This window comes from Mycolicibacter minnesotensis (assembly GCF_010731755.1).
Classification (GTDB): Bacteria; Actinomycetota; Actinomycetes; order Mycobacteriales; family Mycobacteriaceae; genus Mycobacterium; species Mycobacterium minnesotense.
In genome coordinates, this window is the sequence record NZ_AP022589.1 from 1,208,584 (window position 1) to 1,227,382 (window position 18,799).

Sequence of the window (18,799 nt, forward strand, 5' to 3'; positions counted from 1 at the left end):
CAGACTCCCGGCATGCCAGAGCTCTTTATCGGCAGTGAGGCCGTCGCGGGAAATCGGGTATCGAAGTACGCGCTGAGCAGCCGGTTCGTTGCCGTGCACCCCAACGTCTACGCGCCGCGAGACGCCCAGCTCACCGCCGTGCTGCGGGCCGAAGCCGCCTGGCTGTGGTCACGACGCCGCGGGGTCATCGCCGGACAGTCCGCCGCCGCCCTGCACGGTGCGAAGTGGGTCGAGGACCGCGCACCGGCCGAGTTGCTCTATGACTGCCGCCGACCGCCCCGCGGCGTGAAGACGTGGTCCGATCGGAAATCCGACGACGAGGTTCAGTTGCTCGAAGGCATGCGGGTCACCACCCCCGAACGCACCGCCTTAGACCTGGCCTGCCGCTATCCCAGCGCCAGGGCCATCGCAGCCATCGACGCCCTGGCTCGCGCGACTCGTCTCGAGCTGGAAGACGTCGAGGCGCTGGCCGCACGCTATCCAGGTCGTCGTGGCATCCAGCGCGCTCGAAAGACACTGAAACTCGTCGACGCCGGCGCCGAGTCACCCCGCGAGACGTGGTTGCGACTCTTGCTCCTCCGAGCGGGTTTTCCGCCCCCGCAGACCCAGCTCCCGGTATTCGACACCTGGCGACAACTGGTTGCCGTACTGGACATGGGCTGGGAGGACATCAAACTCGGCCTCGACTACGAGGGCGACCATCACCGCACGAGCCGATCGCAGTTCACCAGGGACATCCGCCGGCACGAAACCGTGACCGGCCTCGGCTGGATCGACCTGCGGATCACCCGCGAAGACACCGAAGCCGGGATCATCGGACGAGTCAGAGATGCCTGGCAGCGCCGAACGTGCACTGAGACGGAGAACCCGGCGGGTTTGTCGGTCTGATTACACGCTCGGCGAAGACGGCTCAGTTCAGGACCGGTGCGCTGGGAGTGAACACCACCGGCATCGACTCCAGCCCGCTGACGAAGTTCGCCGGTCGCAGCGGCAACGCGTCACCGGACGCCAATCGCAGGTCGGGAAGCCGCTGCAAGATCCGCTGTGCCATAAGCCGCAACTCCAGCCGGGCCAGCTGGTTGCCGAGGCAGAAATGCGTACCGAACCCGAATGCCAAGTGACTGTTGGGGTCTCGGGTGATGTCGAATCGTTCCGGCTCGTCGAAAACCGATTCGTCGAAGTTGGCCGACTCGAACAGCAACAGCATCTTCTCGCCTTCGCGCAGCGCCGTCCCATAGAACTCGGTGTCGCGGGTCAGGGTGCGGCACATGTTCTTCACCGGCGAGGTCCACCGCAGCATCTCCTCGATCGCCACCGGCAGCCGGTCGGGTTCGCGTTGCAGCAAGTCCCACTGCTCACGGTGGCGCAGCAGTTGCGCGGTGCCGCCGGACAGCGTGTGGCGGGTGGTCTCGTCTCCGCCGATCAGGATCAGCAGCGTCTCGAAAACGATCTCGTCGTCACTCATCCGCTGCCCGTCCACCTCGGCGTTGACCAAGATGGAGAACAGGTCGTCGGCGGGCTCGGCGCGGCGCCTGCCGATCAGGTCCATGGTGAAGGCGGTGTAGGCGCTGAACGCCTCCATCACGGCCTGGAACGTGGCCGATGCCGGGTCCAGATGCGAGCTCAGCCCGCACACCAGATCATCGGACCATTTCAACAGCATGCCGCGCTGCTCGGGCAGCACACCGAGCATGTCGCCGATCACCGCCATCGGCAGCGGTGCGGCGATGTCGCGGACGAAATCGCATTCGCCTCGCTCACACACCGCATCGATCAACGTGTCGCACAATGTCTCGATGGACGGCAGCTGGGCGTGCACCCGTTTGCGGGTGAACCCGGAGTTGACCAGTTTGCGCCGCAACAAGTGCGAGGGATCGTCCATGTCGATCATGTACGGGAAGCCCGGTTGGTCGGGGCGAATGCCACCGGCGTTGGAGAACACCTCCGGGGTACGTTCGGCGTCGATCACCGCCTGGTAGGTCGACGCGGCAGCCAGCCCGTTGCGATCCCGGAACACCGGCTCGTGCGCCCTCATCCACGAGTAGGCGCCGCGAGCGCCCCCGTCGGCGTAAAAAGTGCCGTCGGTCAGGTCAACATCCGGCTTGGTCGCGGGTATCGCATCGGCCATTACCTCGGTCATGGGCGTCCTCCGGATTACAGTGGGAGTCATGGCTCTTTCACAGCACACCATCGCTGGCACTGTGCTTACCATGCCCGTCCGGATCCGTCACGCGGATGTGCATTCCGCGATGTTCTCGGTCCCCGCCGACGCCGCACAGGAGATGATCGACTACAGCGGTCTGCAGGTTTTCCAGCAGCAGCCGGGACGTGCCGTGGTCAATCTGATGCTGGCCCGCTACATCGATGGCGATCTCGGCCGGTATCTGGAATTCGGCACGGCGGTGATGGTCAACCCGCCGGGCACCGAGGCAAGCGGCTGGCGGGCACTGGGCTCCGCCGGCGCCTTCATCCACCACCTGCCCGTCGACCAGGAGTTCACGCTCGAAGCCGGGCGCACCATCTGGGGATTCCCGAAGATCATGGCGGACTTCACTGTTCGTGACGATCGGCAGCTGGGTTTCGATGTCGCCGCCGACGGCCAGCACATCGCCACCATGGAGTTCAGTCGTGGTCTGCCGGTTCCCAGTCTGTTCACGTCCAGGCCGCGGGTCCTCCAGGCGTTCAGCCACCTCGACGGGGTCACCCGCCAAGTGCCTTGGGAGATGCGAATTTCGAAGGTCAGCGGGGCGCTGGGTGGCACCACGCTGCACCTGGGAACTCACCCGTACGCGCGTGAGCTGGCCGCACTGGGCCTGCCCAAGCGGCCGATGATGTCATCGACCGTGGGCCGCGTCGAAATGACCTTCGGTGACGCCGACGTGGTGGGTCGCTAGCCGGCTCCCGGCGGACCTAAACCAGCGAGGCCAGCTGTTGGACCTGCTCGGTGCTGCGGCCGGTGACCACCATCATGGTGACGCCCGCGGCTTCCCAGACCTTGATCTGCTTACGGACGTAGTCGATGTCGCCGACGATCGCGGCGTCGTCCACCAACTCGTCGGGGATGATCTCGCCGGCCTTGTCCTTTTGTCCGCTGCGGAACAGCTTGGTCACGTCGTCGACGACCTCGGCGTAACCCATCCGGCGGTAGACCTCGGCATGGAAGTTCGTCTCTTCCGAGCCCATGCCGCCCATGTAGAGCGCCAGGTAGGGCTTCATGGCCGCGAAGGCCGCGGCGCGGTCCTCGGTGATGACGATGTTGGCCGTCGCGCAGATCTCGAAGGTCTCCCGAGTACGGCGCGCACCCGGGCGGGCGAAGCCCTCATCGAGCCATTCGTTGTACATGCCGGCCAGCCGCGGGGAGTAGAAGATCGGTAGCCAGCCGTCGGCGATCTCGGCGGCCAGCGCGATGTTCTTCGGGCCTTCGGCGCCGAGCATCACGGGGATGTCGGCGCGACGCGGGTGGGTGATCGGCTTAAGGGCCTTGCCCAGCCCGGTCGTGCCCTCGCCGCTGATCGGAAGCGGGTAGTGCGGGCCGGCGCTGGTCACCGGGGCCTCGCGGGCCCACACCTGGCGCAGGATGTCGATGTACTCCCGGGTGCGGGCCAGCGGCTTGCCGAAACGCTGGCCGTACCAGCCCTCCACCACCTGCGGTCCGGAGACGCCCAGGCCCAGGATGTGGCGGCCGCCGGAGAGATGGTCCAGCGTCAGTGCGGCCATGGCGCAGGCGGTCGGGGTCCGCGCCGAGAGCTGCACCACCGAGGTGCCCAGCCGAACTCGCGACGTCGACGAACCCCACCAGGCCAGTGGCGTGTAGGCGTCGGAGCCCCATGCCTCGGCGGTGAAGACGGCGTCGAATCCCGCATCCTCAGCCGCGGACACCAGTTCGGCGTGGTTGGTAGGCGGCTGCGCGCCCCAATATCCGAGTTGCAGTCCCAGCTTCATCCTTGGCTCCTCGCTCGCCTGCTTGCCACCATTGTTAGAACCTGTTCTACTCGATGCCGTGACTGCCAGCCAAAGCACCCGCGCGCAGATCGATGAGCATGAACCGCCCCTCTCTGCGCCGCTGAAGTTGTCCTTCGACTACACACGTTCAGTCGGCCCAGTTCTGGGAGCGTTCTTCACCGCTCTGCGCGAGCGCCGCATTGTCGGCGTCCGGGGATCCGACGGTCGGGTGTACGTACCGCCGGCCGAGTACGACCCGGTCAGCTACGAACAGCTCACGGAGATCGTACCGGTGGCGAGTGTGGGCACCGTGGTCTCGTGGTCGTGGCAGCCGGAGCCCTTGGAGGGCCAGCCGCTGGACACCCCGTTCGCCTGGGCGTTGATCAAGCTCGATGGCGCCGATGTGCCGCTGCTGCACGCCGTGGCGGCCGAGAGCTCCAAGGCCATCAGCGCAGGCACCCGGGTGCACGCACACTGGGCCGAGGAGACCGTCGGCGCGATCACCGACATCGCCTACTTCGCGATCGGCGAGGAGGCAGAACCGGTAGCCGACACCCCCGATGAGCGCGACCCGGTGACCATGGTGGTCATCCCGTCGAGCCTGGAGATCCAGCACACCGCATCGCTTCCCGAGAGCGCGTATCTGCGCGCCCTGCAGGAGGGCAAGCTGCTGGGTGCCCGCACCGGCACCGAGGGCAAGCTGTACTTCCCGCCCAAGGAAGCCGACCCGGCCACCGGTCTGCCGCTGGACAACTTCGTCGAGTTGCCGGACACGGGCACGGTGACGACGTTCGCCATCATCAACATCCCGTTCGCCGGGCAGCGCATCAAGCCGCCGTACGTGGCCGCCTATGTGCTGCTCGACGGTGCCGATATCCCGTTCCTGCACTTGGTGTCCGACATCGACGCACACGAGGTGCGCATGGGTATGCGCGTCGCTGCGGTGTGGAAGCCCCGCGAGGAGTGGGGCCTGGGCATCGACAACATCGAATACTTCCGGCCGACCGGCGAACCGGACGCCGACTACGACACCTACAAGCATCACCTGTGAGGGGCAGCATGACGCAACGCGATGTCGCGGTGGTGGGTTTCGCCCACGCCCCGCACGTTCGCCGCACCGACGGCACCACCAACGGCGTCGAGATGTTGATGCCGTGTTTCGCTCAGTTGTACTCCGACCTGGGGATCGCCCAGACCGACATCGGTTTCTGGTGCTCGGGTTCGTCGGATTACCTTGCCGGACGCGCATTTTCCTTCATCTCAGCGATCGACTCGATCGGCGCGGTCCCGCCCATCAACGAGTCACACGTGGAGATGGACGGCGCATGGGCGCTGTATGAGGCCTACATCAAAGTGCTGACCGGCGAGGTCGACACGGCCTTGGCCTACGGCTTCGGCAAATCCTCGGCCGGCCAGCTGCGCCGGATCCTGGCGCTGCAGACCGACCCCTACACCGTCGCTCCGTTGTGGCCGGATGCGGTCTCGATCGCAGCATTGCAGGCCCGGCTCGGACTGGACGGCGGTCAGTGGACCCGCGAGCAGATGGCCAGGGTGGCAATGGATTCGTTTGCCGCGTCCGACCGGGTGGACTCGGTGGAGTCGTCGACCGACCTCGACGAGCTGCTGGCGCGCCCGTTCTTCGCCGACCCGCTGCGCCGGCACGACATCGCACCCATCACCGACGGCGCCGCCGCGATCGTTCTGGCCGCGGGCGACAAGGCTCGCGAACTGTGCGAAAACCCCGCCTGGATCACTGGATTCGAGCACCGCATCGAGTCTCCGGTGCTGGGCAGCCGGGACCTGACCCGCTCCCCGTCGACCACCGCCTCGACTCGAGCGGCGACCGGCGACGACATGCCCGCGGTGGACGTCGCTGAGATCCACGCGCCGTTCACCCATCAACACCTGATTCTGACCGAAGCCATGCAGCTGCCGTCGAAGACGAAGGTGAACCCCTCGGGCGGCGCCCTGGCGGCCAACCCGATGTTCGTCGCGGGTCTGGAGCGCATCGGCTTCGCCGCGCGACACATCTTCAATGGTTCGGCGGGCCGGGTGCTGGCCCACGCCACCAGCGGACCTGCCCTGCAGCAGAACCTGGTCGCAGTCATGGAAGGACGCAACTGATGGGCGAACTCGCTGCGGTGTTGGGCACCGGGCAGACGAAGTACGTCGCCAAGCGCCAGGACGTGTCGATGAACGGCCTGGTGCGCGAGGCCATCGATCGTGCGCTGGCCGATTCGGGCTCGACGTTCGACGACATCGATGCGGTGGTAGTCGGTAAGGCTCCGGACTTCTTCGAGGGCGTGATGATGCCCGAGTTGTTCATGGCCGACGCCGTAGGCGCCACCGGCAAGCCGCTGATCCGGGTGCACACCGCCGGATCGGTGGGTGGCTCGACCGCAGTTGTGGCGGCCAGCCTGGTCAAGTCGGGCAAGTACCGGCGGGTGCTGGCGATGGCCTGGGAGAAGCAGTCGGAGTCCAACGCCATGTGGGCGCTGAGCATCCCCGTACCGTTCACCAAGCCGGTCGGCGCCGGCGCTGGCGGCTACTTCGCGCCGCACGTGCGGGCCTACATCCGCCGGTCCGGTGCGCCGAGCGACATCGGTGCGATCGTCGCGGTCAAGGACCGGCTCAACGGCGCCCGCAACCCGTTGGCACACCTGCACCAGCCCGACATCACTGTCGAGAAGGTCATGGCATCCCAGATGCTGTGGGATCCGATCCGCTTCGACGAGACCTGCCCGTCTTCGGACGGTGCCTGTGCGCTCGTGATCGGCGACGAGACCGCAGCACAGGCCAGGATCGACGCCGGCGAGCCGGTGGCCTGGATTCACGCAACCTCGCTGCGCACCGAACCGTTGGCCTATTCCGGGCGCGACCAGGTCAATCCGCAAGCAGGCCGTGACGCAGCTGCTGCGCTGTGGAAGCAGGCCGGGATCACCAGCCCGATCGACGAGATCGACGCCGCAGAGATCTATGTTCCGTTCTCCTGGTTCGAGCCGATGTGGCTGGAGAACCTGGGCTTTGCGGCGCCTGGCGAGGGATGGAAGCTGACCCAGGCGGGCGAGACCGCGATCGGCGGGAAGCTGCCGGTGAATGCCTCCGGCGGCGTGCTGTCGTCCAACCCGATCGGCGCCTCGGGCATGATCCGCTTCGCCGAGTCGGCGATCCAGGTGATGGGCAAGGCCGGTGACCACCAGGTCCCGAATGCCCGCAAGGCGCTGGGTCACGCCTATGGCGGCGGCTCGCAGTACTACTCGATGTGGGTTGTCGGTGCCGACAAGCCCGGCGGTTAGCGAGGGTCGACGAAGGAGAGCCGAAGCTGGACCGACGCATCAAGCCCGCCAACTGAGGAGGACACCCGCATGAACGCAGATCACCCCGCCCACGTCGCAGGCAAGCGCTCCCGTGACGCCGTAGCTGCCCGCGACAAGGAAGCCTGGTTGGCCAACTTCGCCGACGACGCGATCGTGCAGGACCCGATCGGGCCGTCGCATTTCGACCCCGAGGGCAAGGGCCACCGCGGCCGCGACGAGATCTCGGCCTTCTGGGACAAGGCGATCGCGGGCACCGACAAGATCGAGTTCAACTTCTCCGACACCTTCCAGTGCGGCGATGAGGAAGCCAATACCGGCAACATCACGATCACCCTGGGCGGACACCAGATCGTCACCGAAGGCGTGTTCACCTACCGGGCCAACGACAAGGGCGAACTGGTCGCCCTGCGCGCCTACTGGGAACTGGATCGCGCGGCCAAGACCGCCAAGCCCGTTTAAACAGGCCAGTTCGGACCGGCGCCGAAAACCCGCGCCGAACGTGTCATCAGACCGATTTTCCGGCGAGTTTCTCGGTCTGAGTACACGCTCGGCGACAACTGCATCACCCGCCTAGTTCAACCGGCTTCATTCCTTCGCGGTAGCGCTGCGCGAGATTGCGGTAGTACGGCGGGTTGGCGTTGATCCATACCTCAGCACCGGTCCCGGCGATCGGCCCCTTGACCACGGCGGGGGCGCCGGTCACCAGCACCCCGTCCGGGATCTTCGTCCCGGCGAGCACCGTCGAACCGGCCGCGATCAGGCTGCGCGCGCCGATCACCGCGCCGTCGAGCACGGTGGAGTGGTTGCCGATCAGTGCCTCGGCGCCGATGTTGGCCCCGTGAATCAGGCACATGTGGGCGATGGTCGCGCCCGGGCCGACGTCCACCGGTACGCCCGGCGGTACGTGCAGCACCGAGCCGTCCTGGACATTGGCCCCCTCACGCACCACGATCGGCGCGTCGTCGGCGCGCAGGATCGCGCCGAACCACACTGAGGCTCCCGCTTCAATGGTGACGTCACCGATCAGCGTGGCGGTGGGAGCGACGAACGCGGTGGGGTCGACCTTGGGCGAACGACCGTTGAAGGAGAACAGCTGCATCGATCACATATACCAGGGACCAAAGACCCCGAACCAGCAGGGTTTATTGCGCAAACACGTGTCAAAACTGTAACGTGTTCTAGTTAGAAGCAGAGGGTTGGAGGCAACAGGTGAGCACTGACAACGCCGAGGTCGGCGTCCGCCACATCGATACCGGAACACTGCCGGACCGCTACGCGCGCGGCTGGCACTGCCTGGGCCCGGTGAAGGACTTCCAGGACGGCAAGCCGCACTCCATCCATGCCTTCGGCGCCAAGCTGGTGGTTTTCGCCGACTCCCAGGGCGAACTGCACGTGCTCGACGCCTACTGCCGCCACATGGGCGGCGACCTGAGCCGCGGTGAGATCAAGGGCGACGCGGTGGCCTGCCCATTCCACGACTGGCGTTGGGGCGGCGACGGACGCTGCAAGCTGGTGCCCTACTCCAAGCGGACCCCGCGGGTGGCGCGCACCCAGTCCTTCCCGACCGACGTGCGCGGCGGCCTGCTGTTCATGTACAACGACCCCGAGGGCAACCCGCCGCCGGACGAGGTGCGGATCCCTGAGATCGCCGAGTGGTCCAGTGGCGAATGGACCGACTGGCGCTGGAACTCCATGGTGATCGACTCCAACTGCCGCGACATCATCGACAACGTCACCGATTTCGCGCACTTCTTCTACATCCACTACGGTCTGCCCACCTCGTTCAAGAACGTCTTCGAGGGCCACATCGCCTCGCAGTACCTGCACAACGTCGGCCGTTCCGACGTCCCCGGCCTGGGCACCAGCTACGGCGGTTCCGAATTGGACTCCGAGGCGTCCTATTTCGGGCCGTCGTTCATGATCAACTGGCTGCACAACACCTACGGCGGGTTCAAGGCCGAGTCCATCCTGATCAACTGCCACTACCCGATCAGTCAGGATCAGTTCCGGTTGATGTGGGGCGTCATCGTGCAGAAGCCCAAGGGCCTGGACGACGCGACGACCGAGAAGATCGCCGACGCCATGACCGACGGTGTCAGCAAGGGCTTCCTGCAGGACGTCGAGATCTGGACGCACAAGAGCCGGATCGAGAACCCGTTGCTGGTCGAAGAAGACGGCGCCGTCTACCAACTGCGCCGCTGGTATTCCCAGTTCTACGTCGACGCTGCCGATGTCACTGCGGAGATGACCGACCGCTACGAGATCGAGATCGACGCCACGGTGGCCAACGAGAAGTGGAACGCCGAGGTCGCCGAGAACCTGCGGGTCCAGGAAGAGGAAAAGCAGGCAGCGGAGGCCGCAAAGGCTTCAGAAACCGTCAACGCAGAGTAGGTCGTCACCATGGCCCGCGAGGTCCCCGACGCCGGCGATCTGGCCCGGTCCATGCTGATGTTCTCGGGCGCCCACGAGGACCACGAGGACCACACACACCGGTCCGACGACGACGAGACGGGTCCCGACACCCGCTACTCGCGGCATCCGCTGTTCCCGGCCGTTCCAGAGCGGTTTGAGGCGATTCGCGCTGCGACCGAACGGGATACCGACCGGTACCTGCATTCGGGCCTGATGCCGGTGGAATGCCGACACTGCACCGCGACCGTCGAGGTGAAGAAGCTCGGCCCGGGATACACCTCGGTGCAGTGGAATTCGGGTGCGGTGAAGCAATGTGCTCACTTCACCGCCGAACGAGAATCCGGCAACGCCAGCGGCCGCAGCCGGGGCTGCCCCCGACTGGCGAAGAGCATTCTGCATGCCGTCGCCGAGGGGCATCTGGAGGCGATCTCCAGTGCGCCGCCGCCCGGCGACGGCATCGACTAGTCCACTAGAAACTCCGCCGAGTGTGCGGTTTGGTTGGCAGATCGCGTCTTTGGCCGACCAAACCACACACTCGAAGGGCGTTCCCGGGTCACATTCACGGGCTCACAGGCCCGCGAAGCGCTCCCGAACCTGTTCGGCGGTCAGTCCATAGTCGGCCAGCGAGTACTCGTGCTTGGGAGCCCGCGGACCGGTCTTGCTCGCGGCATAGTCATCGGCCATGGCCTGGCGAGCTTCGTCGGACAGTGCCAGGCCGAACCGGTCGTAGATGCCCGCAGCGGTGGCCAGCGGATCGGCGACGAAATCCTTGTAGTCGATGTCGCAGAACTGCGCCTGATCGTATTTGGCGCGTTGGCTGTTGAACAGTTCCAGGCCCCGAGCCCAGGTTTCCATCTCGTCGGCACCGATTCGCGCGCCCACAAAGGTGTTGGATTGCCCCTCGGTGGTGTGCCGCGCCAGGGAGCACATCGACGCCATGATGGTCTCGGCCGGGCGGTGGCACTGCACGATGAGCGCATCGGGATAGACCGCCATGATCGCATCCAGCGCGAACAGGTGGCTCGGGTTCTTGAGCACCCACCGCTTATCCGGGTCGTTGAGACCGATCAGCTGCAGATTGCGACGATGACGCTGATAGACCGGAGTCCAGTCCTGCTCGGAAAGCCAGCGAGAGTAGGTCGGCAGGTGCGCCAGCGTCTCGTAGGACACCGAGTGTAGGGACTGCCGCAGCAACTGCCAGCACTCCTCCAAGCCGTCGGCGGTCATGAAGTGCAGCCCGGTGTAGTCCGGGTTCTCGTCGTGATGCCGGGCGAACTGGGCCGCCATCTCCCGATACACCGGGTTGGTGTCCCAGGTGTCGCGCGGCGGCCGCGGTTGCGGGAAGTCCGCCAGCCACATCTCCAGGCCCTGATGACCCGGATCGGCGCCCAATAAGCGGTGTAGCGCAGTGGTTCCGGTACGCGGCAACCCGGTGACGAAGATCGGCCGCTCGATAGCGACATCGACGTACTGCGGGTTGGCATTCCAGCCGGCCTGAGACAGCAACCGGGCAACGAGGGCAGCGCGCAAGAAGAAACGATTCATCTTGCTGCCGAGTTCGGTCAGGTCGGCCTCGGTGCGGTAGGAGTCCAGCAGGATCCCCAGCGCTTCGCGGTAGTTGTCGTCGTCAGGGCCGAAGTCGTCCAGGCCCACCATCTTGGTGGCTGAGGCGTGCAGATCGTCGACGGTGCCGACATTGGTACGAGTGGTCATCAGTTGTGGTACTCCCCGCAGTTGACGTCGAGGACCTGTCCGCTGATCCCACTGGCCAGATCACTGGCCAGGAACAGCACCGCGGAGGCCACCTCGTCCTCGGTGGGCAGGCGCTTCAGGTCTGAGCTCGCCGCGGTGGCGGCGTAGATCTGGTCGACGGTGGTGCCGTATTTGCCGGCCTGATGATTGAAGTAGCTCTGCAGGGTGTCACCCCAGATATACCCTGGCGCTACCGAGTTGACCCGGATTCCCTGCTCGCCCAGCTCAGATGCCAAAGACTGCGACATGGCCAGTAGCGCGGCCTTGGCCATCTTGTAGGCACCGTATTTGGGCTGCGAGTGCCGAATCACCATCGAATTCAGGTTGACGATCGCGCCGTGGGCGGCGGCCAGCGCCGGGGTGAAGCCCTGCGTCAGGCGCAGCGCACCGAGGCCGCTGAGCTCGATGGCATCGCGGATGTGCTGAAACGATGTCTGCGCAAGCGGTTTCATCGAAGGCACCCGGAATGCGTTGTTGATCAGCACGTCGATGTGATCGAACTCGGCCGTGGCCGCCTCTACCAGGTGCGCGACCTGCTCGTCGTCGGTGATGTCGGCAGGTACCACCAGTGCGCGCCTACCGGCGGCCCTGACCTGCTTCGCCACTTCCTCAAGGCGATCCGCACTACGCGCCGCCAGCACCAGATCGGCGCCTTCGGCCGCGAACCGGTGCGCCAGCGTGCTGCCAAGCCCAGGCCCGACCCCGCTGATCACCGCGACTTTGCCCGTCAGCAATCCAGTCATCTTTACCCCAGCATCCTGTTTGCGATTTGCTCCTGCCGCAACGCGATACGCGCTCGCCAGTCTTCTTGTGAAATCTTGTTGTGCTCGTAGAACGGCAGGGCAGAAGCGACATCCTCGACGTTGACCAGCTCAACGGTCGGACCATCGCCCTCGGTCAGCGGCCGCGACACCCGTTGCCAGCGGAACTGCAGGAATCCGCGTCGGTGACCCAGCGTCTCTACCCAGTTGGTGACGCCGGGGTTGGTGTCCGACACCACGATCCGGATCTTGCCGTCTGGATCAGCTTGGGCCTGAGTGCCGTTCAGCGACGTCTGGTGGTTGATGTAGTCCAGCGAGATGTACCAGAGACTGCCCAGCTGGAATCCCAGGTAGGGCGCATCGGACACGGGCAGGGTGACCACCAGGGCCTGACCGGGTTCAAGCTCGTAATGCCCGGCCGAGGAGTATTGAGTGGCCAAGCCACCAGGGGTGAGCCGCGGCGCCACCATGGTGTTGACCGGGAGGTTGAGGTAGAACCACTGCGGGAACGCCAGCCAAGTCTTGATTCGGTTGATCAGCTGCTTACCCGCTGCCGCATAACGCTTTTCGATCAGCTGCTTTGTCAGCGCCGGCGGCGCGGTGCCCACGGTGTCAACCCTGGAGATCGAGAGCGTGCCCCGGCGGGCGGCCCAGTCGTTGTAGACCTCGCGGATCACCAGCTGCGCCGGCTTCGTCGGCTGGAACCGCCAGGTGAAGGTGCCGTCATCGGCGACATCGAGTTCGCGGTCGTCGAACGCCGCATCACTGACCGGGACATTGTCGTCGGTGTACTCGCCGCCGCCGAGCAGCTGGAAGCTCAGGTCGGTGGTGGTACCCCGGGTGCCGCGCACGACATAGTCATTGCCGGGTCGCACCACGGTCCCGAAGTACAACGTGTCGGGGTTGTCCAGTCCCATCTTGGTGAACGGCCCGGTGCCCGACATCAGGAACGGGTGGTCGCGCTCACCGTTGAAGGCAGCGTGCACACAGGCCTCGACGCCGCCAGCCAGGTATTGCAGGCCCTCGAGCAGGTCGGCCTCGGTCTCGATGTGCGGAGCCGCGGCGACCAGCTTCTCCGCCTCGGCGATCGCGGCCGACAGGGGTTCGGAGTACATGGTGCAACACCTCTCAGATCGTCTGATGGTCCAATATTGGACCGACGCGGTAGATATCTCGAACCGACTGTAGACGTCGCGGTAGCATGCTGCAATGGCTGCGCCAGGACCCGAGGTCTCCCGACAGGCCGTGCGGTCCTCTCCCCCGACCGAACGGGTGGTGACAGTTCTGGACTTCCTCGCCCGTCACCCCGACCAGTGCTTCGGCCTCTCCGAGCTCGCCCGCCGCACCGGCCTGGCCAAGCCCACCTGCCTGGGTATCGCCACCGCACTGGCCGACGCGGGCTATCTGACCCGCGACGACCCGGACAAGACCTACCGGCTGGGGCCGGCGCTGATCTCGCTCGGCCGCGCCGCCCAGCAGGCGCTTCGGGTCGGTCCTGAGGCCCGTGAGCTGCTGCGGCGACTCTCCGCGGACTTCGCCACCTCCGCTGCGCTGAGCGCGGTCGTTGACGATCGCATCACCGTGCTGGAGCTCGTCGCAGCGCCGAACGCACATCTGGGCGTTCAGGCCGGCCAGAGTTATCCGTTCGCGCCTCCGGTCGGGCTGATGTTCGTGTTGTGGGATGACAGCGCTCTGCGGGACTGGCTCGCCCGGGCACCCACCATCCCGCTCCGGTCGGAGAGTGAGCGCCTGCAAAGCGTCGTCGCCGAATGCCGCGCCGACGGCTATCTGGTCGAGCGGCTGACACCAGGAGGCCAGCGCCTCTACGCATTGATGGCAGGCCTGTCCAGTGACCTGCCCGACGAGCTGCGAGCGCTGCTCGGCGAACTGGTGTCCGATATCGGTGAGCGCGTCTATCTGCGCAGTGAGGCCGGGGGCCGGGGGCGCCACGACATCAGCGTGATCTCGGCACCGGTCTATGACCACCATCAGCGCCAGGCGATGGTGGTCTCCCTCCATGCCCAGCGCGCGCTGACCGACACCGAGATCACCAAGTGGGCACGCGGGGTCCTGCGGACCGCCGATGCGCTCACCGCACAACTCGGCGGGATCAAACCCGCACCGCTGTTAGGTTCGGCCCCATGACGTTGTCGGTGGCCGATCAACTGGAGTTGTCCGGGCTCGTGCACCGCTATGCCGCGCACGTCGACGCCCAGCGGTTCGATGAGGTGGCCCAACTCTTCACCGTCGATGCCGAACTGGTCCTGCCCGAACCGCCGGATCAGCTGGAGCCCAGCGTGTACCACCGCGGACACGATGGGGTGCGAGCCGCGATGTCCGGACTGGCCACGGTGACCCGCACCCACCACGGCATCCTGGGCGAGGTCTACGCCGCCTCCTCGGCCGCCGCGGTGGCGACCGGGGAGATCACCGGAGTGGCTCATCACTGGATCGAGCAGCGCGGCACGCTCACCGACTATGTCTGGTATCTGCGCTACCGCGACATCTACCACCGCGTCGAGCAGGACTGGCGGATTGCTCAGCGCAGCTTGACCATCGACGCGATCGAGTCACTTCCGGCCGGCCGGGTGCGCTCATGACATCGCCGTCCAAACCCCAGATCTCGTTTCAGCTCAAGACTTTCACCGACGACCCCGACCACGACTGGGGCGCCACGCTGGCACTGGGCCGTGCCATGGACGCCGCAGGCGTGGATCGGGTGGTGGTCTCCGACCACGTGGTGTTCGGCGAGAACCCGGACGCCTACGCCGACCCCCGGCTCGGCGGGATCGCCGGCGGGCGCCAACCCACCGGACCCGACGGCCAATGGCTCGACCCACTGATCGTGCTGACCGCACTTGCCGCCACCACCACCCGAATCCGGCTGGGCACCGCAGTGCTGCTGGCGGCCCTTCGCAGGCCGGCAGTACTGGCCAAAGAGCTGGCCACCCTGGACGTGCTGTCCGGCGGCCGGCTGGATCTCGGCGTGGGCGTCGGCTGGCAGCGCGAGGAGTACGAAGCGGCTGGCCTGTCGTTCGAACGTCGCGGCCGACTCCTGGACCACACCCTCGAGGTGTGTCAAGCCCTGTGGACTCAACAGCGCACCACATACGCGTCCCCGGAACTGTCCTTCAACAACATTCACCAGATGCCCAAACCCCTTGCCCCCGGCGGTGTCCCGATCTGGGTCAGCGGAACCGTCAACGACGCGGTGGCGCGCCGACTTGCCCGGTTCGGGTCCGGCTGGATCCCCTGGGGGCCGGCGATGCGTGACCCGGCCGGCGCCATCGCGGCCATGCGAGACCGCATCGCAGCGCTGGGCGGCGATCCGGGCGGCCTACAGGTATTGGGCCACGCAACCGCCGTCAAGAGGGCCGACGGCTCGCTCGACGCCGTGGCCACCGCGGACTCGGCTCCGGCTCTGGTGGCCGCCGGAGTCACCGATGTGCGCGTCACCTGCTCGTTGCCCAAGGACCTGGGCCGCACCACTGATCTGCTGCGCGAACTCGTCGGGGCGTTCCGCGCCGCAACCGGTTAAGGAGAGACATCGATGGAAAAGGTCATGATCGTGGCGCGAAGCGCCGACTTCGGCGAACCGTGGTGCCAGCGGATGCGCGGTCCGATCGCGAACCAGCTGCTGGACTTGGGCCTGCCGGGGGTCGTGGTCAACGTCCGCGACCAGCCGGTGCGCGACTCGATGATGACTCTGACGACGCTGAATCCGCCGGCCGCGGCGATCATCAGCCTGTGGACTCAGCAGTACTACAGCGAAGCGACCCAGGCCGCGATCGCGCTGATCGCATCCGAATCCGAGATGGCGGCAGCGTATCTGGTGACCGAGTCCATGCCGATGCCGCCGCCGGATCCCGGCGAGGGCCGCCGCACCCGGGGATTGGCCAACGTGGCATTGCTGCGCCGGCCCGCTGATCTGGATCAGGCGACGTGGCTGCACCGCTGGCACATCGACCACACCCAGGTGGCAATCGATACCCAGGCGACGTTCGGTTACACCCAGAACGTCGTGATCCGCGCCCTTACCGAGGATGCGCCTGCCATCGACGCGATCGTCGAAGAGAACTTCCCCGACGAGGCGGTGTCAGACCCGTATGCGTTCTACGGTGCGGCCGACCAGGCCGACCTCACCGATCGGGTGGGCCGGATGGTCGCCAGTGTCAGCGCGTTCGGCGCCCACCTGAATATCGACACGGTGCCCACCAGTCGCTACGTGTTCCGTACCCCGTTCGTCACACACACTTTTGAGACAACGTGATCAACGCCTGGCGCACGTCGGGGTGTCGCTGCAGATAGGACAGCACCGGGTCCGGCGCGCCCGGGTCTTCCTGCTGCCCCCGATGCGCCAGGGTGCTCTTGACGTCGGGATGCCGCTTCAGATACGCGTCGACGGAGTTCCCCACGGTCTGGTCGCATTGCTGCGGCGCTGCGTTGGCCACCGGCGCCAGTACCCCCGCGACGCTCAGCAAGCCGATCGCAACTGCTCGAGTAATACCGCTCATGACTCGACGGTACGCGCGTTCTAGGACACGCTGGCCAGAGCGAACGGCAGCACCTGTGGTGCACCGGCGGCGCGGACCACCCGAGCAGCCATCGTCAGAGTCCAACCCGAGTCCGTCACATCGTCGACCAGCAGCACCGGTCCGACGCCCGCCGGAAGATCCGGCGGCAACCAACATCCCTGCAGGGCGGCGACGCGGTAAGCGGAGTTCGCCGCCGCCGTGGTGCGACGATTCGGCGCATAGCGCAAGGTGCCCACACGGGTGAGACGGCCGAGTTCGGCCAGCCTGTCGGTCAAGGAGCCGATCAGCAGCGGGTGTGTGGCCGAATCCATCCCCATTACCGCGGTCGGCCTGATCTTCCAGTCCCAACCGGCCAGCACGCTCACGGCCGCGCGCACCACGTCCTCGGGCACTTCGCGGTCCGGCTCGTCGAGCAGCCGGCGTAGGCGTGCGCCCCAGCCCAGATCGGTGAGCCGGCCGATGACCCGGCCAGGCTCCGGACCGTCGGAGATCCGTCCGGCCACATCGACGCCGAGCTGCGCCAGACCCGACGGCCACTGCCGCCGCGGCGTGATCTCCACGCCGGGGCGCATCAACCGTTCACGGGTGGCGGCGGTGGCGGTGGCATCCACTTCGCCGTCAAACCGCGGCCCGGCGCAGTTGTCGCAGCGCCCGCAACGCTCCCCCTCCCGCAGCTGCGGGTCGTTCAGCTGGGCACGCAGGAAACTCATGCGGCAGTCGTCAGTGGCCTGGTAGTCCAGCATCGCCTGCTGCTCGGCCCGGCGCAGTTCGTCGAGCTTGCGGTAGCGCGCCTCGTCGTAGGTCCACTGCACGCCGGTGCCCAGCCAGCCGCCCTTGACCCGGCGCACCGCGCCGTCGACATCGAGGACCTTGAGCACCATCTCCAACCGCGACCGGTTCAGGTCGACCCGCGCTTCCAGCGCCGGGGTCGAGAGCGGCTGATCGGGTGACAGTTCACCGATCACCTTGCGCACCAAGGACTCCGCGGGGAAGGCCAGCGACGCGAAATAGTGCCAGATGTCTTGGTCCTCGGTGCCGGGCAACAGGATCACCTCGGCGCTGGCGGTGGCGCGCCCGGCACGACCGACCTGCTGGTAGTAGGCGATCGGCGAGGACGGTGCCCCCAGGTGGACGACGAAACCCAGGTCGGGCTTGTCGAATCCCATGCCCAGCGCCGACGTGGCGATCAGCGCCTTGACCCGGTTAGCCAGCAGATCGGCCTCGAGTTGCTCCCGATCGGCCGAGTCGGTCGAGCCGGTGTAGGCGGCCACCGCGAACCCCTGCGCCCGCAGGTCGGCGGCCACATCGTGGGCCTGAGCCACGGTGAGCGTGTAGACGATCCCGGATCCGGGCAGCTTCGCCAGATGAGCGCCGATCCAGGCGGCGCGCTGCGCCGGTCCACCGGCGCTCACCACCGACATCCGTAGTGACTCGCGGTCCAGGCCGCCACGCAGCACCAGCGTGTCGCCGCCGCCGACCCCGAGCTGGCCCGCGACATCGGCGACCACCCGGTCGTTGGCGGTCGCCGTGGTCGCCAGCACCGGGATGTCGGCGCCGAGCTCGGCGATCAGGGTGCGGATCCGGCGGTAGTCCGGCCGGAAGTCATGGCCCCAATCCGACACACAATGCGCCTCGTCGACCACGACCAGCCCTGCCTTAGCGGCCAGCGCCGGCAACACCTCATCGCGGAAGTCCGGATTGTTGAGCCGCTCCGGGCTGACCAGCAGCACGTCGAGATCACCGGCGGCCACCCGGCGTTGCACGTCGGCCCATTCGGTGACGTTCGACGAGTTGATGGTGGCCGCATGCACACCGGCTCGTTCCGCGGCGGCGACTTGGTTGCGCATCAGCGCCAGCAGCGGCGACACGATCACCGTCGGACCGTGGCCGTCGGCCCGCAACAGCTTCGCGGCGATGAAATACACCGCCGACTTGCCCCAGCCGGTTCGCTGCACCACCAGCGCGCGGCGGCGAGCCACCACCAGCGCCTCAATCGCGGTCCACTGGTCGTCGCGCAGCCGCGCCTGCGGTCCGGCCAGCTGTTCCAGGATCGCCTGGGCCTGCGGCCGTGTCGTCATGC

At 66.7% G+C, this 18,799-nt stretch carries 20 protein-coding genes; 12 read left to right on the forward strand and 8 right to left on the reverse strand.

The genetic code is table 11. The features are described 5' to 3' along the window. Positions 1-12 precede the first annotated feature (12 nt). Positions 13-888: a type IV toxin-antitoxin system AbiEi family antitoxin gene (locus tag G6N09_RS05815; RefSeq protein ID WP_083027280.1), complete on the forward strand. Its 876-nt coding sequence runs from the start codon at positions 13-15 to the stop codon at positions 886-888. Positions 889-910: 22 nt separating this feature from the next. Here G6N09_RS05815 and G6N09_RS05820 read toward each other — a convergent pair whose 3' ends face one another. Beyond that, the gene (locus G6N09_RS05820) at positions 911-2,140 is read right to left on the reverse strand and encodes a cytochrome P450 (RefSeq protein ID WP_109558997.1); all 1,230 of its coding nucleotides are present in this window, start codon (positions 2,138-2,140) and stop codon (positions 911-913) included. Between the two features lie 28 nt (positions 2,141-2,168). On the opposite strand from G6N09_RS05820, the gene G6N09_RS05825 reads away from it, so the two are divergent. Further along, positions 2,169-2,894 (forward strand): acetoacetate decarboxylase family protein, encoded by a 726-nt coding sequence (locus G6N09_RS05825; protein WP_083027330.1) that lies wholly within the window; start codon positions 2,169-2,171, stop codon positions 2,892-2,894. A gap of 16 nt (positions 2,895-2,910) precedes the next feature. On the opposite strand, the gene G6N09_RS05830 is transcribed toward G6N09_RS05825, so the two are convergent. Beyond that, positions 2,911-3,942, reverse strand: a complete 1,032-nt coding sequence (locus G6N09_RS05830; RefSeq protein WP_083027283.1) for an LLM class F420-dependent oxidoreductase — start codon at positions 3,940-3,942, stop codon at positions 2,911-2,913. Positions 3,943-4,000: 58 nt separating this feature from the next. Between G6N09_RS05830 and G6N09_RS05835 the strand changes: the two genes are divergently transcribed. The 4 genes from G6N09_RS05835 to G6N09_RS05850 all read left to right on the forward strand — a co-directional run bounded on the left by G6N09_RS05835 (position 4,001) and on the right by G6N09_RS05850 (position 7,718). After that, positions 4,001-4,993, forward strand: coding sequence for a Zn-ribbon domain-containing OB-fold protein (locus G6N09_RS05835; RefSeq protein ID WP_083027285.1), 993 nt, complete (start codon positions 4,001-4,003; stop codon positions 4,991-4,993). Between the two features lie 8 nt (positions 4,994-5,001). Next, a complete protein-coding gene (locus G6N09_RS05840) occupies positions 5,002-6,066 on the forward strand; it encodes a thiolase family protein (RefSeq protein WP_083027287.1) in 1,065 nt (354 codons plus the stop codon). Next, positions 6,066-7,238 carry a thiolase family protein gene (locus G6N09_RS05845; protein WP_083027290.1) on the forward strand — a complete coding sequence of 391 codons (1,173 nt, stop codon included), beginning with the start codon at positions 6,066-6,068 and terminating at the stop codon, positions 7,236-7,238. The genes G6N09_RS05840 and G6N09_RS05845 overlap by 1 nt, the downstream gene beginning before the upstream one ends. A 69-nt stretch (positions 7,239-7,307) precedes the next feature. Continuing rightward, positions 7,308-7,718 (forward strand): nuclear transport factor 2 family protein, encoded by a 411-nt coding sequence (locus G6N09_RS05850; RefSeq protein WP_083027293.1) that lies wholly within the window; start codon positions 7,308-7,310, stop codon positions 7,716-7,718. A 103-nt stretch (positions 7,719-7,821) separates the two neighbouring features. Here the strand turns inward: G6N09_RS05850 and G6N09_RS05855 are convergent, their stop codons facing one another. After that, positions 7,822-8,358, reverse strand: a complete 537-nt coding sequence (locus G6N09_RS05855; RefSeq protein ID WP_083027296.1) for a gamma carbonic anhydrase family protein — start codon at positions 8,356-8,358, stop codon at positions 7,822-7,824. Positions 8,359-8,468: 110 nt separating this feature from the next. Here G6N09_RS05855 and G6N09_RS05860 point away from each other — a divergent pair, with 110 nt between their 5' ends. Together G6N09_RS05860 and G6N09_RS05865 are read left to right on the forward strand one after the other, a co-directional pair. Continuing rightward, positions 8,469-9,650 carry a 3-ketosteroid-9-alpha-monooxygenase, oxygenase component gene (locus G6N09_RS05860; RefSeq protein WP_083027298.1) on the forward strand — a complete coding sequence of 394 codons (1,182 nt, stop codon included), beginning with the start codon at positions 8,469-8,471 and terminating at the stop codon, positions 9,648-9,650. Positions 9,651-9,659: 9 nt separating this feature from the next. Next, positions 9,660-10,136 carry a hypothetical protein gene (locus G6N09_RS05865; protein ID WP_083027299.1) on the forward strand — a complete coding sequence of 159 codons (477 nt, stop codon included), beginning with the start codon at positions 9,660-9,662 and terminating at the stop codon, positions 10,134-10,136. Positions 10,137-10,238: 102 nt separating this feature from the next. On the opposite strand, the gene G6N09_RS05870 is transcribed toward G6N09_RS05865, so the two are convergent. The 3 genes from G6N09_RS05870 to G6N09_RS05880 are packed head-to-tail and all read right to left on the reverse strand — an operon-like array spanning position 10,239 to position 13,299. Further along, the gene (locus G6N09_RS05870; protein ID WP_083027302.1) at positions 10,239-11,384 is read right to left on the reverse strand and encodes a sulfotransferase family protein; all 1,146 of its coding nucleotides are present in this window, start codon (positions 11,382-11,384) and stop codon (positions 10,239-10,241) included. Further along, positions 11,384-12,166 (reverse strand): SDR family oxidoreductase, encoded by a 783-nt coding sequence (locus tag G6N09_RS05875; RefSeq protein ID WP_083027304.1) that lies wholly within the window; start codon positions 12,164-12,166, stop codon positions 11,384-11,386. Before G6N09_RS05875 ends, G6N09_RS05870 begins: the two co-directional genes overlap by 1 nt. A 2-nt stretch (positions 12,167-12,168) precedes the next feature. Continuing rightward, a complete protein-coding gene (locus tag G6N09_RS05880; protein WP_083027306.1) occupies positions 12,169-13,299 on the reverse strand; it encodes a hypothetical protein in 1,131 nt (376 codons plus the stop codon). 94 nt (positions 13,300-13,393) lie between these two features. Here G6N09_RS05880 and G6N09_RS05885 point away from each other — a divergent pair, with 94 nt between their 5' ends. The 4 genes from G6N09_RS05885 to G6N09_RS05900 are packed head-to-tail and all read left to right on the forward strand — an operon-like array spanning position 13,394 to position 16,454. Next, on the forward strand, positions 13,394-14,329 hold the full coding sequence (locus tag G6N09_RS05885) for an IclR family transcriptional regulator (protein WP_083027308.1): 936 nt from the start codon (positions 13,394-13,396) through the stop codon (positions 14,327-14,329). After that, positions 14,326-14,784 (forward strand): nuclear transport factor 2 family protein, encoded by a 459-nt coding sequence (locus tag G6N09_RS05890; RefSeq protein WP_083027311.1) that lies wholly within the window; start codon positions 14,326-14,328, stop codon positions 14,782-14,784. Before G6N09_RS05885 ends, G6N09_RS05890 begins: the two co-directional genes overlap by 4 nt. After that, positions 14,781-15,722, forward strand: coding sequence for a TIGR03619 family F420-dependent LLM class oxidoreductase (locus G6N09_RS05895; protein WP_083027313.1), 942 nt, complete (start codon positions 14,781-14,783; stop codon positions 15,720-15,722). Before G6N09_RS05890 ends, G6N09_RS05895 begins: the two co-directional genes overlap by 4 nt. Positions 15,723-15,734: 12 nt before the next feature. Further along, positions 15,735-16,454 (forward strand): EthD domain-containing protein, encoded by a 720-nt coding sequence (locus tag G6N09_RS05900; protein WP_083027315.1) that lies wholly within the window; start codon positions 15,735-15,737, stop codon positions 16,452-16,454. Here the strand turns inward: G6N09_RS05900 and G6N09_RS05905 are convergent. After that, positions 16,429-16,698: a heme-binding protein gene (locus G6N09_RS05905; protein ID WP_083027317.1), complete on the reverse strand. Its 270-nt coding sequence runs from the start codon at positions 16,696-16,698 to the stop codon at positions 16,429-16,431. The genes G6N09_RS05900 and G6N09_RS05905 overlap by 26 nt on opposite strands. A 20-nt stretch (positions 16,699-16,718) precedes the next feature. After that, positions 16,719-18,797: a RecQ family ATP-dependent DNA helicase gene (locus G6N09_RS05910; protein WP_083027319.1), complete on the reverse strand. Its 2,079-nt coding sequence runs from the start codon at positions 18,795-18,797 to the stop codon at positions 16,719-16,721. Between the last annotated feature and the right edge of the window lie 2 nt (positions 18,798-18,799).

Coding starts and splice junctions, on each gene's coding strand:
- G6N09_RS05815 (WP_083027280.1), top strand. CDS start 13: ATGCCAGAGCTCTTTATCGGCAGTGAGGCCGTCGCGGGAAATCGGGTA.
- G6N09_RS05820 (WP_109558997.1), bottom strand. CDS start 2,140: ATGACCGAGGTAATGGCCGATGCGATACCCGCGACCAAGCCGGATGTT.
- G6N09_RS05825 (WP_083027330.1), top strand. CDS start 2,169: ATGGCTCTTTCACAGCACACCATCGCTGGCACTGTGCTTACCATGCCC.
- G6N09_RS05830 (WP_083027283.1), bottom strand. CDS start 3,942: ATGAAGCTGGGACTGCAACTCGGATATTGGGGCGCGCAGCCGCCTACC.
- G6N09_RS05840 (WP_083027287.1), top strand. CDS start 5,002: ATGACGCAACGCGATGTCGCGGTGGTGGGTTTCGCCCACGCCCCGCAC.
- G6N09_RS05845 (WP_083027290.1), top strand. CDS start 6,066: ATGGGCGAACTCGCTGCGGTGTTGGGCACCGGGCAGACGAAGTACGTC.
- G6N09_RS05850 (WP_083027293.1), top strand. CDS start 7,308: ATGAACGCAGATCACCCCGCCCACGTCGCAGGCAAGCGCTCCCGTGAC.
- G6N09_RS05855 (WP_083027296.1), bottom strand. CDS start 8,358: ATGCAGCTGTTCTCCTTCAACGGTCGTTCGCCCAAGGTCGACCCCACC.
- G6N09_RS05865 (WP_083027299.1), top strand. CDS start 9,660: ATGGCCCGCGAGGTCCCCGACGCCGGCGATCTGGCCCGGTCCATGCTG.
- G6N09_RS05870 (WP_083027302.1), bottom strand. CDS start 11,384: ATGACCACTCGTACCAATGTCGGCACCGTCGACGATCTGCACGCCTCA.
- G6N09_RS05875 (WP_083027304.1), bottom strand. CDS start 12,166: ATGACTGGATTGCTGACGGGCAAAGTCGCGGTGATCAGCGGGGTCGGG.
- G6N09_RS05880 (WP_083027306.1), bottom strand. CDS start 13,299: ATGTACTCCGAACCCCTGTCGGCCGCGATCGCCGAGGCGGAGAAGCTG.
- G6N09_RS05885 (WP_083027308.1), top strand. CDS start 13,394: ATGGCTGCGCCAGGACCCGAGGTCTCCCGACAGGCCGTGCGGTCCTCT.
- G6N09_RS05890 (WP_083027311.1), top strand. CDS start 14,326: ATGACGTTGTCGGTGGCCGATCAACTGGAGTTGTCCGGGCTCGTGCAC.
- G6N09_RS05895 (WP_083027313.1), top strand. CDS start 14,781: ATGACATCGCCGTCCAAACCCCAGATCTCGTTTCAGCTCAAGACTTTC.
- G6N09_RS05900 (WP_083027315.1), top strand. CDS start 15,735: ATGGAAAAGGTCATGATCGTGGCGCGAAGCGCCGACTTCGGCGAACCG.
- G6N09_RS05905 (WP_083027317.1), bottom strand. CDS start 16,698: ATGAGCGGTATTACTCGAGCAGTTGCGATCGGCTTGCTGAGCGTCGCG.
- G6N09_RS05910 (WP_083027319.1), bottom strand. CDS start 18,797: ATGACGACACGGCCGCAGGCCCAGGCGATCCTGGAACAGCTGGCCGGA.